This is a genomic window from Citrobacter sp. Cf118 (genome assembly GCF_030334095.1).
In the GTDB taxonomy this organism is placed as follows: domain Bacteria; phylum Pseudomonadota; class Gammaproteobacteria; order Enterobacterales; family Enterobacteriaceae; genus Citrobacter; species Citrobacter freundii.
Window position 1 is genome coordinate 64,919 of the sequence record NZ_JAOWES010000058.1, and the last position, 13,265, is coordinate 78,183.

Annotated in this window: 11 protein-coding genes; 7 read left to right on the plus strand and 4 right to left on the minus strand. The window is 52.2% G+C overall.

Going from position 1 to position 13,265, the window contains the following annotated elements:
• Positions 1-50: 50 nt before the first annotated feature.
• Positions 51-764 (plus strand): acid phosphatase AphA, encoded by a 714-nt coding sequence (gene aphA / locus OGX67_RS04550; RefSeq protein WP_003826615.1) that lies wholly within the window; start codon positions 51-53, stop codon positions 762-764.
• A 127-nt stretch (positions 765-891) separates the two neighbouring features.
• Positions 892-1,248: an MmcQ/YjbR family DNA-binding protein gene (locus tag OGX67_RS04555; RefSeq protein ID WP_003031719.1), complete on the plus strand. Its 357-nt coding sequence runs from the start codon at positions 892-894 to the stop codon at positions 1,246-1,248.
• 123 nt (positions 1,249-1,371) lie between these two features.
• Here OGX67_RS04555 and uvrA read toward each other — a convergent pair whose 3' ends face one another.
• The gene (gene uvrA, locus OGX67_RS04560) at positions 1,372-4,194 is read right to left on the minus strand and encodes an excinuclease ABC subunit UvrA (RefSeq protein WP_003031720.1); all 2,823 of its coding nucleotides are present in this window, start codon (positions 4,192-4,194) and stop codon (positions 1,372-1,374) included.
• Positions 4,195-4,445: 251 nt separating this feature from the next.
• Between uvrA and ssb1 the strand changes: the two genes are divergently transcribed.
• Positions 4,446-4,970, plus strand: coding sequence for a single-stranded DNA-binding protein SSB1 (gene ssb1, locus OGX67_RS04565; protein WP_003826621.1), 525 nt, complete (start codon positions 4,446-4,448; stop codon positions 4,968-4,970).
• A gap of 66 nt (positions 4,971-5,036) precedes the next feature.
• On the opposite strand, the gene OGX67_RS04570 is transcribed toward ssb1, so the two are convergent.
• A complete protein-coding gene (locus OGX67_RS04570; protein ID WP_044715249.1) occupies positions 5,037-5,318 on the minus strand; it encodes a YjcB family protein in 282 nt (93 codons plus the stop codon).
• A gap of 552 nt (positions 5,319-5,870) precedes the next feature.
• Between OGX67_RS04570 and pdeC the strand changes: the two genes are divergently transcribed.
• Positions 5,871-7,457 (plus strand): cyclic di-3',5'-guanosine monophosphate phosphodiesterase PdeC, encoded by a 1,587-nt coding sequence (gene pdeC, locus OGX67_RS04575; protein ID WP_048220046.1) that lies wholly within the window; start codon positions 5,871-5,873, stop codon positions 7,455-7,457.
• A gap of 2 nt (positions 7,458-7,459) precedes the next feature.
• Here the strand turns inward: pdeC and soxS are convergent, their stop codons facing one another.
• Entirely contained in the window at positions 7,460-7,783 is a 324-nt protein-coding gene (gene soxS / locus OGX67_RS04580; protein WP_003031731.1) for a superoxide response transcriptional regulator SoxS, read from the minus strand.
• Positions 7,784-7,869: 86 nt separating this feature from the next.
• Between soxS and soxR the strand changes: the two genes are divergently transcribed.
• From soxR to OGX67_RS04595, 3 genes are all read left to right on the plus strand, one after another.
• Complete coding sequence (soxR, locus tag OGX67_RS04585) at positions 7,870-8,328, plus strand: redox-sensitive transcriptional activator SoxR (protein ID WP_003031733.1); 459 nt, start codon at positions 7,870-7,872, stop codon at positions 8,326-8,328.
• A 724-nt stretch (positions 8,329-9,052) separates the two neighbouring features.
• Entirely contained in the window at positions 9,053-10,402 is a 1,350-nt protein-coding gene (gene ghxP / locus OGX67_RS04590) for a guanine/hypoxanthine transporter GhxP (RefSeq protein ID WP_044715246.1), read from the plus strand.
• 157 nt (positions 10,403-10,559) lie between these two features.
• Complete coding sequence (locus OGX67_RS04595; RefSeq protein ID WP_003031737.1) at positions 10,560-12,206, plus strand: Na+/H+ antiporter; 1,647 nt, start codon at positions 10,560-10,562, stop codon at positions 12,204-12,206.
• Positions 12,207-12,289: 83 nt separating this feature from the next.
• Here the strand turns inward: OGX67_RS04595 and OGX67_RS04600 are convergent, their stop codons facing one another.
• Positions 12,290-13,180, minus strand: coding sequence for a LysR family transcriptional regulator (locus tag OGX67_RS04600; RefSeq protein WP_286526026.1), 891 nt, complete (start codon positions 13,178-13,180; stop codon positions 12,290-12,292).
• Positions 13,181-13,265: the final 85 nt, after the last annotated feature.

Sequence of the window (13,265 nt, forward strand, 5' to 3'; positions counted from 1 at the left end):
ACCAGTTGTTAATAAAAAAATGATAACTAACTGACTACTTAGGGAAAAATATGCGCAAGTTTACGTTGGCACTGAGTGCCGTTTGTTTATTGTTCACGCTAAATCAGCCAGCCCAGGCACTCGTTTCTTCTCCCTCTCAGCTCAATCCAGGCACCAATGTTGCAAAGCTCGCTGAGCAGGCTCCCATTCACTGGGTCTCCGTGGCACAAATTGAAAACAGCCTGACCGGACGTCCGCCGATGGCGGTCGGGTTTGATATCGATGACACAGTCCTCTTTTCCAGCCCTGGTTTCTGGCGCGGTAAAAAAACGTATTCTCCGGACAGTGAGGATTACCTGAAGAATCCGGCCTTCTGGGAAAAAATGAATAACGGCTGGGACGAGTTCAGTATTCCAAAAGAAGTCGCGCGCCAGCTAATTGATATGCACGTGCGTCGTGGTGACAGCATCTTTTTCGTGACCGGGCGTAGCCAGACGAAGACTGAAACGGTGTCGAAAACGTTGTCTGATAACTTTCACATCCCGGCTGGCAATATGAATCCGGTCATTTTTGCCGGCGATAAGCCGGGCCAGAACACCAAAACTCAGTGGTTACAGGATAAAAATATCCGCATGTTTTACGGTGACTCCGATAATGACATCACTGCCGCTCGCGACGTGGGTATTCGTGGTATTCGCATTTTGCGCGCCTCTAACTCCACTTATAAGCCGCTGCCACAGGCCGGTGCGTTTGGTGAAGAGGTGATCGTCAACTCGGAATATTGAGGACACTGGCTGCGGATTGCTGTTTTTTTAAACAAATTTACATTGCTGGCTTTTACCTTTTGCGGACTTGCTGCACACTGAATAAATGATGTTCTCATTAGGCAATATGCTGGTAAGGGGAATAAAGATGACTAATTCGGAGTTGCTGCAATACTGCATGGCAAAAATGGGCGCGGAACAGAGTGTTCACAGTGACTGGAAGGCCACGCAAATCAAAGTCGAAGATGTGCTTTTTGCCATGGTAAAAGAGGTGGAAGAACGCCCGGCGGTGTCTCTGAAAACCAGCCCAGAACTGGCAGAGTTGTTGCGCCAGCAGCATAGCGATGTTCGGCCAAGCAGGCATCTCAATAAGGCGCACTGGAGTACGGTGTATCTGGACGGCTCGCTGCCGGATTCACAGATTTATTATCTGGTTGACGCCTCTTATCAGCAGGCTGTGAACACGCTGCCTGCTGATAAACGGCGGATACTGACGCAGCCCTGAACGGTCTTGTAGGCCTGATAAGCGTAGCGCCATCAGGCACAACCGTTGCCTGATGCGGCGCAACCGTCTTATCAGGCCTACAAGCTTTACGCCTGTTCTGTGGGCCTGATAAGTGTTGCGTAGTTACAACAGTGGTTTGAGGAAACGTGCCGTGTGTGAGGCTTCACACTCAGCGACCGTTTCTGGTGTGCCGGAGACAAGAATTTCGCCGCCTCCGCTGCCACCTTCCGGACCGAGATCGACAATCCAGTCAGCGGTTTTAATCACGTCCAGATTGTGCTCAATCACCACGATGGTGTTGCCCTGATCCCGGAGCTGATGCAGCACGTCCAACAGTTGCTGAATATCCGCAAAATGCAGACCGGTGGTCGGCTCATCGAGAATATACAGCGTTTGCCCGGTACCGCGTTTTGACAGTTCGCGCGCCAGCTTCACGCGCTGCGCCTCGCCGCCCGAGAGTGTGGTAGCGGACTGACCCAGTCGGATGTACGTCAGGCCAACGTCCATTAGAGTTTGCAGCTTACGCGCCAGCGCCGGAACGGCATCGAAGAACTCGCGTGCTTCTTCAATCGTCATATCCAACACTTCGTGGATAGTCTTGCCTTTGTACTTAATTTCCAGCGTTTCGCGGTTATAGCGCTTGCCTTTACATTGATCGCACGGCACGTAGATATCCGGCAGGAAGTGCATTTCGACTTTGATCACGCCGTCGCCCTGACAGGCTTCACAGCGTCCGCCGCGGACGTTAAAGCTGAAACGCCCCGGGGTGTAACCGCGTGCACGTGACTCCGGCACGCCGGCAAACAGTTCGCGCACTGGCGTAAACACGCCGGTGTAGGTCGCCGGGTTAGAACGCGGCGTACGGCCAATCGGGCTTTGGTCAATGTCGATCACTTTGTCGAAATGTTCCAGGCCCTGAACGTCGCGATACGGCGCAGGTTCCGCCAGCGTCGCACCGTTCAGCGCCGTCTGCGCAATTGGGAACAGAGTATCGTTAATCAGTGTCGATTTACCCGAACCGGAAACCCCGGTAATGCAGGTAAATAAACCTACCGGCAGCGTCAGGGTGACATCTTTCAGGTTGTTGCCGCGTGCGCCGGTGAGCTTCAGCACTTTCTCTGGGTCAGCCGCAACGCGCTGTTTAGGCACTTCAATCTTGCGTTTACCGCTCATGTACTGGCCGGTCAGCGACTCAGGCACTGCCATGATGTCGTCGAGCGTCCCTTCGGCGACGACCTGACCGCCGTGAACACCCGCGCCGGGGCCGATATCGATAACGTGGTCAGCGGCGCGAATCGCATCTTCATCGTGCTCGACTACAATGACGGTATTACCCAGATTACGCAGGTGGATAAGCGTACCCAGCAGACGCTCGTTATCGCGCTGATGCAAACCGATAGACGGTTCATCCAGCACGTACATTACACCGACCAGACCCGCGCCGATCTGGCTTGCCAAACGAATACGCTGGGCCTCACCGCCGGATAGCGTTTCCGCCGACCGCGATAGCGTCAGATAGTTGAGGCCGACGTTGACCAGGAACTTCAGACGATCGCCAATCTCTTTAAGAATTTTCTCGGCAATCTTCGCCCGCTGACCCGCAAGCTTCAGATTGTTGAAGAAATCCATTGCATGACCGATGCTCATGTCAGAAATTGCAGGCAGCGGCGTATTTTCAACAAATACGTGGCGGGCCTCGCGACGTAAACGCGTCCCTTCACAGCTGGCGCACGGTCGGTTACTGATGAATTTGGCTAATTCTTCGCGTACCGCACTGGATTCCGTCTCTTTATAACGGCGCTCCATATTGTGCAGCACACCTTCAAACGGGTGACGACGTACGGAAGTATCGCCGCGATCGTTCATGTATTTGAATTCGATATTTTCTTTACCCGAACCGTACAGCACCACTTTATGCACGGTAGGGCTCAGGCTGGCCCATGGGGCTTCAACGTCGAATTTATAGTGTTCAGCCAGAGACTTAAGCATCTGGAAATAATAGAAGTTACGGCGATCCCAACCACGAATAGCACCACCGGCCAGCGACAGTTCCGGGTTTTGAATCACCCGGTCAGGATCGAAATACTGCTGTACGCCGAGACCGTCACAGGTTGGACACGCGCCCGCTGGGTTGTTAAACGAGAACAGCCGAGGTTCCAGTTCGCGCATGCTATAGCCGCAGATAGGGCAGGCGAAGTTAGCGGAGAACAGCAGCTCTTCCGCTTTCGGGTCGTCCATATCGGCGACCACCGCCGTACCACCGGACAGTTCCAGCGCGGTTTCAAAGGATTCAGCCAGTCGTTGGGTGAGATCGTCGCGTACTTTAAAGCGGTCAATCACCACTTCAATAGTGTGTTTCTTTTGCAGCTCAAGCTTGGGCGGATCGGAAAGGTCACACACTTCGCCGTCGATACGGGCGCGGATATAGCCCTGGCCCGCCAGGTTTTCCAGCGTTTTGGTGTGCTCGCCTTTACGCTCCTTAATTACCGGTGCCAGCAGCATCAGACGTTTGCCTTCCGGCTGGGACAGGACGTTGTCCACCATCTGGCTAACGGTCTGCGCTGCCAGGGGAACGTCGTGATCCGGACAGCGCGGCTCGCCAACGCGGGCAAACAGCAGACGCAGATAGTCGTGAATTTCGGTAATTGTACCTACCGTGGATCGCGGGTTATGGGACGTCGATTTTTGTTCAATTGAGATGGCAGGAGAGAGCCCCTCAATGTGGTCGACATCCGGTTTTTCCATCAGCGACAGAAATTGACGCGCGTACGCGGAAAGGGATTCAACGTAACGACGCTGCCCTTCGGCATATAAGGTGTCGAAAGCGAGCGAAGATTTGCCTGAGCCCGAAAGCCCGGTGACGACAATCAGCTTGTCGCGCGGGATGACGAGGTTGATGTTTTTGAGATTATGGGTGCGGGCGCCCCGAACTTCGATCTTATCCATTCATCTTTCCCGGATTAAACGCTTTTTTGCCTGGCTGCATGGTGCTACCGGCGATCACAAACGGTTAATTATGACACAACCTGACCTGAATGGATATACAGTATTGGAATGCAAAACGCATGTTCCTGTGCAACAATGTCTGGCGGGGGTTGTTTACTGGAATCAACTTCGCAACGTAGTAAAAGCGCTATTGGAAATGCTACAATCCCGCGCTTACACTTATTCAGTAACGTTTTTCAGGAGACACGATCATGGCCAGCAGAGGCGTAAACAAGGTGATTCTCGTCGGTAATCTGGGCCAGGACCCGGAAGTACGCTATATGCCGAATGGTGGCGCAGTTGCCAACATTACGCTGGCTACTTCCGAATCCTGGCGTGATAAAGCGACCGGTGAAATGAAAGAGCAGACTGAATGGCACCGCGTTGTGCTGTTTGGCAAACTGGCGGAAGTGGCCAGTGAATATCTGCGTAAAGGTTCCCAGGTCTATATCGAAGGTCAACTGCGTACCCGCAAATGGACCGATCAGTCCGGCGTAGAAAAGTACACCACTGAAGTTGTTGTTAACGTTGGCGGCACCATGCAAATGCTGGGCGGTCGTCAGGGCGGTGGTGCTCCGGCAGGTGGTGGCCAGCAGCAGGGTGGTTGGGGTCAGCCTCAGCAGCCGCAGGGCGGCAATCAGTTCAGCGGCGGTGCGCAGTCTCGTCCGCAGCAGTCCGCTCCGGCAGCGCCGTCTAACGAACCGCCGATGGATTTCGACGACGATATTCCGTTCTAATCCTTCTGCTTTTCGCTGAAAATTATGGCTACCTCAAGACCGGGGTAGCCATATGCAATTTTGTTATCAGTTCAACACCATCGGCCAGTCTGGCGGTGTGTGGCTCATCACATCAACCATCACGGTTTCAATGTTCTGCCAGATAGTGGACATATCCACCAGGGTTATGCCGAGCAATCCAGTCGCAAACCAGCAGGCAAACACCAGCCCCAAACCGCTGCTAATGACGGCCAGGCCAATATAATCTGATTTACGAAAACGGATATTGAGCGTACTGGCTAAAAACATCAGTACCGCGCTGAGTAGTTGCCACCGCAGAAGAACCACGCCAGTTGTTATTGTTGCCATGAAAAACGTCCTCAGAAAGTCTGGATGCCCAGGACAGCGCGGGGGTGTTCACCGAGGGTGTAGTACTCTGGCTATCGACGGGCAATAACATGAATGAAACATTGTTTCTGTTACATGATTTTTGTGAACTATATCACAAGTGCTCGTTTGTTCACCACTATTGGACGCTATTTTTGTAGACCTAAAGCCACTCTGATTGTGTGGTTTAATTTAATGAAGGGTTGATAATAAATAACCATGTTTTAAACATGTATTTAGTCTGCTTGTTATATTTATCCTAAATTAAACGTTAAAAAACTTTAATGAATTTCTTAAACGCAGCCAGGATAATGCTCATAAAAAATTACTCCGTGGGGATAATAACGTTATGAAATAAGCATAACTTTAAGTTTGCCTTACGGAAAAATAATATCATCATCAACTATTATCAGACTTTTACATAGAGAAGTCTGTTGCTAATACTGATAGATTCATGCAACTTAATCAGTCGGTGTTTATAGCATCCTGCCTTGATGGGTTCTGGCATATACGAAACAGGGAAATAGGGCTGACATGAATCACAGTGCGCGACGCAAGATGCTGAAGTTCCTGGGAACATTCATGGTGGTATTGTTCCCCGTGGTGCTGGCGATTTGGTTTGCACATATCCGGGCGATGACCGAAACCCATAACCAACTCCGCTCTTTTGCTCAACTGGTGTTAAATAAAACAGAATTGGTAATCCTACAAGCCGATTTGGCGCGTGATATGGCCCAGTTGTATCAGGGTAAGATGTGTACCCCGGCACATCAGAAAAGTATGCTGAATATTATTCGCGGTCGTTTATATATCAGTGAGCTAATTTATGCGCAGGGCGATCATTTTTTGTGCTCTACGTCTATGGCGCCGACTGTTACTTATATTATGCCGACAGCCGACTATAAACGTACGCCGGATATCGCCATCTATTACTACCGCGATACCCCTTTTTTCGCTGGCTACAGAATGACGTACATGCAACGTGGGAACTACGTCGCAGTCATAAATCCATTATCCTACAGCGAAGTCATGTCAGATGATCCGGATCTGTCCTGGGGCGTATATGACACAGTAACAGATACGTTTTTCTCTGCCAGCGAAGCGGCAAATATTGCGCAATTCGCGCCTCTCGTGCGAGGTGAAGCCTCGACCTTTCAACAAGACGATCGCTTTTACACCATCGTGCATTCAGAAAAACGCCCAATTGCGATCATTGTGTCGACCTCAGACAACCGCGTAAGTCAGATTTTCTATCACGAGGCGGTATTAACCATTCCCTTCGGGATTATCTGCAGCATCCTGATACTGCTAATGTGGTGGCGCACGCGCCAGGAATACTTATCTCCCCGACGCTTGCTAAAACGCGCGATCAAAAAACGTCAGCTTTGCCTGCATTACCAGCCGATCATTGATATTAAGAATGGACAATGTGTTGGTGCTGAAGCTCTGCTGCGCTGGCCGGGTTGTAAAGGTGAGGTGATGAGCCCGACGGAGTTTATTCCGTTGGCTGAAAAAGAGGGAATGATTGAGCGGATCACGGATTATGTCGTTGAAGAGGTATTCAACGATTTGGGGTATTTTCTTTCGGCGCATCCTCAGCTTTATATCTCGATTAACCTTTCCGCTTCTGACTTTCATTCATCCCGATTGATTGCTCTGATTAACGACAAAAATCGTGAGTACTCCGTGGCGGCCCAGCAAATTAAAGTCGAAGTGACGGAGCGGGGGTTCATAGATGTACATAAAATGACCCCAGTAATCCAGGCGTTCCGCAAGGCGGGTTATGAAGTGGCGTTTGATGATTTTGGCACGGGATATTCCAATCTGCATAATTTATCAGCGCTGAATGTCGATATCCTGAAGATCGACAAATCGTTTATTAGCACGTTGTCCACTAACAGCACCAGTCACTTGATTGCCGAACATATTATTGAGATGGCGCAAAGCTTACACCTGAAGACGATTGCGGAAGGGGTGGAAACGAAGGAGCAAATCGAATGGCTGCTTGAACGCGGCGTACAGTATTGTCAGGGCTGGTATTTTGCGAAGGCGCTACCGTCGCAGGAGTTCATGCACTGGATACAACGGTCGCCCGCCATACTGACGCAGAGCGGGCAATAAGCTTACAGGCGGTGGCGGTAATCGCTGGGGGTACGATCAAACTCGCGGCGAAACACGCGCGAGAAGGTTTGTTGCGATACATAACCAAGATCCATCGCGATATCGAAAATAGGTCGCTCAGTCGTCCTCAGTTCAACCGCCGCCAGCAGAAGTCGTCGCTGGCGGATGTAGTCACCCAGCGTCTGGCGCGTCACCGTGCGGAACATTCTCTGTAAATACCACTTCGAGTAACCTGATTTTTTCGCAACCGCCTCAATGTTCAGCGGCTGATCGATATGTTCATCAATCCATTCAATAAGGGTCTGAATAATCTGCTGATGGGACATAGGGCTGCCTCTTTCTCAGTATTCGATTCGTCGTTTTGTCTGTGGGCGAGTATAATTCCTCAAGTTAACTTGAGGTAAAGCGATTTATGGAAAAGAAATTACCCCGAATAAAAGCGCTGCTCACGCCAGGTGAAGTTGCAAAGCGTAGCGGCGTGGCAGTTTCGACCCTGCATTTCTATGAAAGCAAAGGGTTAATCAGCAGCATGCGCAACAGCGGTAATCAGCGTCGCTACAAACGTGATGTATTGCGTTACGTGGCGATTATCAAGATTGCTCAACGTATTGGGATCCCGCTGGCAACGATTGGCGACGCGCTGGGCGTATTACCTGAAGGACATTCACTTAGCGCTAAAGAGTGGAAACAGCTCTCTTCGCAATGGCGTGAAGAGCTGGACCGACGCATTCATACTTTGGTGTCGCTACGCGATGAGCTGGATGGATGTATTGGTTGCGGCTGCTTGTCGCGCAGCGATTGCCCGTTGCGTAACCCAGGCGATCAGCTGGGCGAGCAAGGAACCGGGGCGCGTCTGCTGGAAGATGATTGATTGGTTTAAATATATGACTGATATATACCCTAAATAATTCGCGTTGTGGGAAGGCGGCAAGAGCACGAATCCCGATGAGCTTAGTAAACTAAGTGATTCGGGTGAGTAAACGCAGCCAACACACCTGCAACGTGAAATATGACGGGTATAAAACTAAAGCGCCACAGAGGGCGCTTTAGTTTGGTTCCGGTCTTCGTCTTTCACTCTATCCCGCTGGTTCACGGGAGGGTTTCCCCCGACATCAACACCCCTCAGTCGAGCACATTAGGGGAGGTTCCGGCCTGTGTTGATAATGTAAGTGTAAGCTACCTCCCTCCATTTGCCAGTCAAATGATGATTTTTTAGCCAAAAAAATTACCGCATCTTCACCGGTTTTCTTGCGCGAGTTTGCGCGAAAAATAAGAACGATTGTTGCGACAATCTGGCGAAATTTGTTACCAGATTGCGCATTGACGATAACGTTTGCGCATCGACTGGTTGTTTATTGTGCGTTATAAGAAGAAATGAGTAAAAAGCGGCAAAGTTCAGTTGAAAACCGGCGTATGATCGCTGGATAATCGTTTGCTTTTTTTTACCACCCGTTTTTTATGCGCGGAGCTAAACGTTTGCTTTTTTGCGACACCCCTAATGACGCAAACCTGGCACATGGAGAAAACGTTTAGCAGGCAGTGGATTGTCCAGCACGCATAATGACGAAAAAATAAACTCTCAGGGGATGTTTTCTATGTCTACGCCTTCAGCGCGTACCGGCGGTTCACTCGACGCCTGGTTTAAAATTTCGCTTCGCGGCAGTACCGTTCGTCAGGAAGTCGTTGCCGGATTAACGACGTTCCTCGCCATGGTTTACTCCGTTATTGTGGTTCCAGGGATGCTGGGTAAAGCCGGATTCCCGCCTGCCGCTGTATTTGTGGCAACCTGTCTGGTCGCGGGCATCGGTTCTATTGTGATGGGCCTGTGGGCAAATCTGCCGCTGGCGATTGGTTGCGCCATTTCTCTGACGGCGTTTACCGCATTCAGCCTGGTATTGGGGCAACATATCAGCGTGCCCGTTGCGCTGGGCGCGGTGTTCCTGATGGGCGTCCTGTTTACCATCATTTCCGCGACGGGTATTCGTAGCTGGATACTGCGCAATCTGCCGCAGGGCGTTGCGCACGGTACGGGAATCGGTATCGGCCTGTTCCTGCTGCTGATTGCGGCAAACGGCGTTGGTCTGGTGATTAAGAATCCGCTGGACGGTCTGCCGGTTGCGCTGGGTGACTTCGATACCTTCCCGGTGATTATGTCGCTGGTTGGTCTGGCGGTGATTATTGGCCTCGAAAAACTGAAAGTACCGGGCGGCATCCTGCTGACTATTATCGGTATTTCCATTGTTGGCCTGATTTTCGACCCGGCCGTGCATTTCTCCGGTATTTTTGCCATGCCGTCTCTGAGCGACGAAAACGGCAACTCACTGATCGGCAGCCTGGATATTATGGGCGCACTGAATCCTATCGTTCTGCCGAGCGTGCTGGCGCTTGTTATGACCGCCGTCTTCGATGCGACCGGCACCATTCGTGCCGTAGCCGGACAGGCGAATTTGCTGGATAAAGACGGACAGATTATCGACGGCGGCAAAGCGCTGACCACCGACTCCCTGAGCAGCGTGTTCTCTGGTCTGGTGGGCGCTGCTCCTGCGGCGGTATACATTGAATCCGCAGCGGGTACGGCGGCAGGCGGTAAAACTGGCCTGACGGCGATCACCGTTGGCGTCCTGTTCCTGCTGATCCTGTTCCTCTCCCCGCTCTCTTATCTTGTACCGGTATACGCAACGGCGCCTGCACTGATGTATGTGGGCCTGTTGATGCTGAGCAACGTTGCGAAAATCGACTTTGCTGACTTTGTTGACGCAATGGCGGGTCTGGTAACGGCCGTATTTATCGTGCTGACCTGTAACATCGTTACCGGCATTATGATTGGCTTTGCTACCCTGGTGATTGGCCGTCTTGTCTCTGGTGAATGGCGCAAGCTGAACATCGGCACGGTGGTTATCGCTATCGCGCTGGTGGCCTTCTACGCGGGCGGCTGGGCTATCTGATTTTTATTCGATAAAGATCCTCAAAACGGGTGGCTTTGGCCGCCCGTTTTTATTTTCAGAACACACTCGTTGTCTTTTGCGTTACTCTCAATTAGATAGAATTGAGGCACGACGCCTCTCATCACCAATCATAAGAAACATCGCAAACAGGGAACGCATGGAAATCTTTTTCACCATACTCATCATGACCCTTGTGGTCTCGCTGTCGGGGGTATTTACTCGCGTATTGCCCTTCCAACTCCCTTTACCCCTAATGCAGATCGCCATCGGCGCCTTGCTGGCGTGGCCGACGTTTGGTTTGCATGTGGAATTCGATCCTGAGCTGTTTTTGGTGCTGTTCATCCCGCCGCTGCTCTTTGCCGATGGCTGGAAGACGCCAACGCGTGAGTTTCTCGAGCATGGGCGAGAGATCTTCGGCCTTGCGCTGGCGCTGGTGCTGGTCACGGTGGTCGGCATTGGATTTATGATTTACTGGCTGGTGCCGGGGATACCGCTTATCCCAGCCTTTGCGCTGGCCGCCGTCCTTTCACCAACCGATGCTGTTGCCCTTTCCGGCATTGTGGGGGAGGGGCGCATACCGAAGAAAATCATGGGCATCCTGCAGGGCGAAGCGTTGATGAACGACGCCTCCGGTCTGGTCTCTCTGAAGTTTGCCGTCGCCGTGGCGATGGGGACGATGGTATTCACCGTTGGTGGCGCAACGCTTGAGTTCTTCAAAGTGGCGATTGGCGGCATCCTGGCTGGTTTTGTCGTCAGTTGGCTGTACGGGCGCTCCCTGCGCTTCCTCAGCCGCTGGGGCGGTGACGAGCCGGCAACGCAAATCGTCCTGCTGTTCCTGCTGCCGTTTGCGTCTTACCTGATTGCGGAACACATCGGCGTTTCCGGTATTCTCGCGGCGGTCGCTGCCGGGATGACGATCACCCGTTCCGGGGTGATGCGCCGCGCACCGCTGGCGATGCGTTTACGTGCTAACAGTACCTGGGCAATGCTGGAGTTTGTGTTTAACGGCATGGTCTTCTTATTGTTAGGGCTACAGTTACCGGGGATTCTGGAGTCTTCTTTAGCGGCGGCAGAGGTCGATCCGAACGTTGAAATCTGGATGCTGTTTACCGATATCGTGCTGATTTACGTGGCGCTGATGCTGGTACGTTTTGGCTGGCTGTGGACGATGAAAAAATTCAGTCTGCGCTTTCTGAAGAAAAAACCAATGGAATTCGGCTCTTGGACAACGCGTGAAATCCTGATCGCCTCCTTTGCCGGTGTACGCGGAGCAATTACCCTCGCCGGTGTGCTCTCCATTCCACTGTTGTTACCGGATGGTAGCGGATTCCCGGCGCGATATGAGCTGATCTTCCTTGCCGCAGGCGTGATTCTGTTCTCGCTGTTTGTTGGCGTGGTGATGTTGCCGATTCTGCTACAACATCTGGAAGTGGCAGACCACTCGCAGCAGCAGAAAGAGGAACGTATTGCTCGCGCTGCTACGGCAGAAGTGGCGATTGTCGCGATCCAGAAAATGGAGGAGCGACTGGCCGCGGACACCGAAGAGAACATCGATAACCAGTTACTCACCGAGGTGAGTTCCCGCGTGATTGGTAACCTGCGTCGTCGCGCCGACGGACGCAACGATGTGGAAAGCTCGATGCAGGAAGAAAACCTCGAGCGACGTTTCCGCCTGGCAGCGTTGCGTTCAGAACGCGCAGAGCTTTATCACCTGCGCGCGACGCGGGAAATCAGCAATGAAACGCTGCAAAAGCTGCTGCACGATCTGGACTTGCTGGAAGCGCTGTTGATCGAGAACCAATAAACGAGAGTGCCTGATGCGCTACGCTTATCAGGCCTACAAAACCGATGTAGGCCGGATAAGGCGTTTGCGCTGCATCCGGCATTTTACGTCGCTTGCGGTAGCCAAAACCCTTCACAGCATTTGAGCCACGCCTGGGCGCTGTGCGACAGATACACGCCTTCGCGCCAAATCATGCCCAATTGCCAGCGTAAATCACTCTCCAGAGGGATCCAGCGCAACGTTTGCTTATCCAGGCGCTGGCAAATCGGCTCCGGTAAAATGGCAATCCCGACTCCGGCTTGTACCATCGCAGCCAGAAAATCCCACTGCCCGCTGCGCACCGCGATGCGGGGCTTGACGTTGTGTTGGCTAAACAGCTCAAGCAATTGGCGGCTCAACGCGAAATCTTCGTTGTAGATCAGTAGCGGATGTTCCGCCAGTGCCTCGGGGGAAATGGATTCGCATGTTGTCCACTGACCGGAGCGGGGGACCAGCACGCAGAGCGGATGACTGAAAAGCGGTAGGGTCGCCAGACCACTCTCTTCTTCAACCGGCAGCGCGGTCATCGCGACATCCAGATCGCCGTTCATCACCGCCTGCTGGACGGTTAAGCCGCCAAATTCAGAGACCTTCAGCTCAACGCCGGGATAGCGCTGGCGAAACAGGCTGATAGGCCCGGCCATCAACATACCGACCATCGGCGGGATACCGAGGCGCAGCACACCCCTGTTGAGGTGATTAATGTCGCTAAGTTCAGCTTCAAGCTGGCGAAACTCAGCGAGGATCGCCAGGCCGCGTTCGAAAACGACCTGCCCGGTGTCGGTTAACAACAACCGCCGCCCGTCGCGGATGAGCAACGTGCAATTAAGCTCGTCTTCAAGGTTCTTCAACATCTTGCTGATGGTGGGCTGGGTGACAAAAAGCTTCTCCGCTGCGCGAGTAAAGCTCTGCTGACGAACCACCTCAACAAAATATCGCAGCGTTCTGATATCCATGATTATTCCTTAAGACTATGCCTGCAATGAGTTTAATTCATTTCAGTCCTGGACGGGGGCTCTCTATACTGGCGCTCTCTATTTT

Bases quoted from the DNA above. Each gene is read 5' to 3' on its own strand.
- aphA (WP_003826615.1), top strand. From the start codon at position 51: ATGCGCAAGTTTACGTTGGCACTGAGTGCCGTTTGTTTATTGTTCACG.
- OGX67_RS04555 (WP_003031719.1), top strand. From the start codon at position 892: ATGACTAATTCGGAGTTGCTGCAATACTGCATGGCAAAAATGGGCGCG.
- uvrA (WP_003031720.1), bottom strand. From the start codon at position 4,194: ATGGATAAGATCGAAGTTCGGGGCGCCCGCACCCATAATCTCAAAAAC.
- ssb1 (WP_003826621.1), top strand. From the start codon at position 4,446: ATGGCCAGCAGAGGCGTAAACAAGGTGATTCTCGTCGGTAATCTGGGC.
- OGX67_RS04570 (WP_044715249.1), bottom strand. From the start codon at position 5,318: ATGGCAACAATAACAACTGGCGTGGTTCTTCTGCGGTGGCAACTACTC.
- pdeC (WP_048220046.1), top strand. From the start codon at position 5,871: ATGAATCACAGTGCGCGACGCAAGATGCTGAAGTTCCTGGGAACATTC.
- soxS (WP_003031731.1), bottom strand. From the start codon at position 7,783: ATGTCCCATCAGCAGATTATTCAGACCCTTATTGAATGGATTGATGAA.
- soxR (WP_003031733.1), top strand. From the start codon at position 7,870: ATGGAAAAGAAATTACCCCGAATAAAAGCGCTGCTCACGCCAGGTGAA.
- ghxP (WP_044715246.1), top strand. From the start codon at position 9,053: ATGTCTACGCCTTCAGCGCGTACCGGCGGTTCACTCGACGCCTGGTTT.
- OGX67_RS04595 (WP_003031737.1), top strand. From the start codon at position 10,560: ATGGAAATCTTTTTCACCATACTCATCATGACCCTTGTGGTCTCGCTG.
- OGX67_RS04600 (WP_286526026.1), bottom strand. From the start codon at position 13,180: ATGGATATCAGAACGCTGCGATATTTTGTTGAGGTGGTTCGTCAGCAG.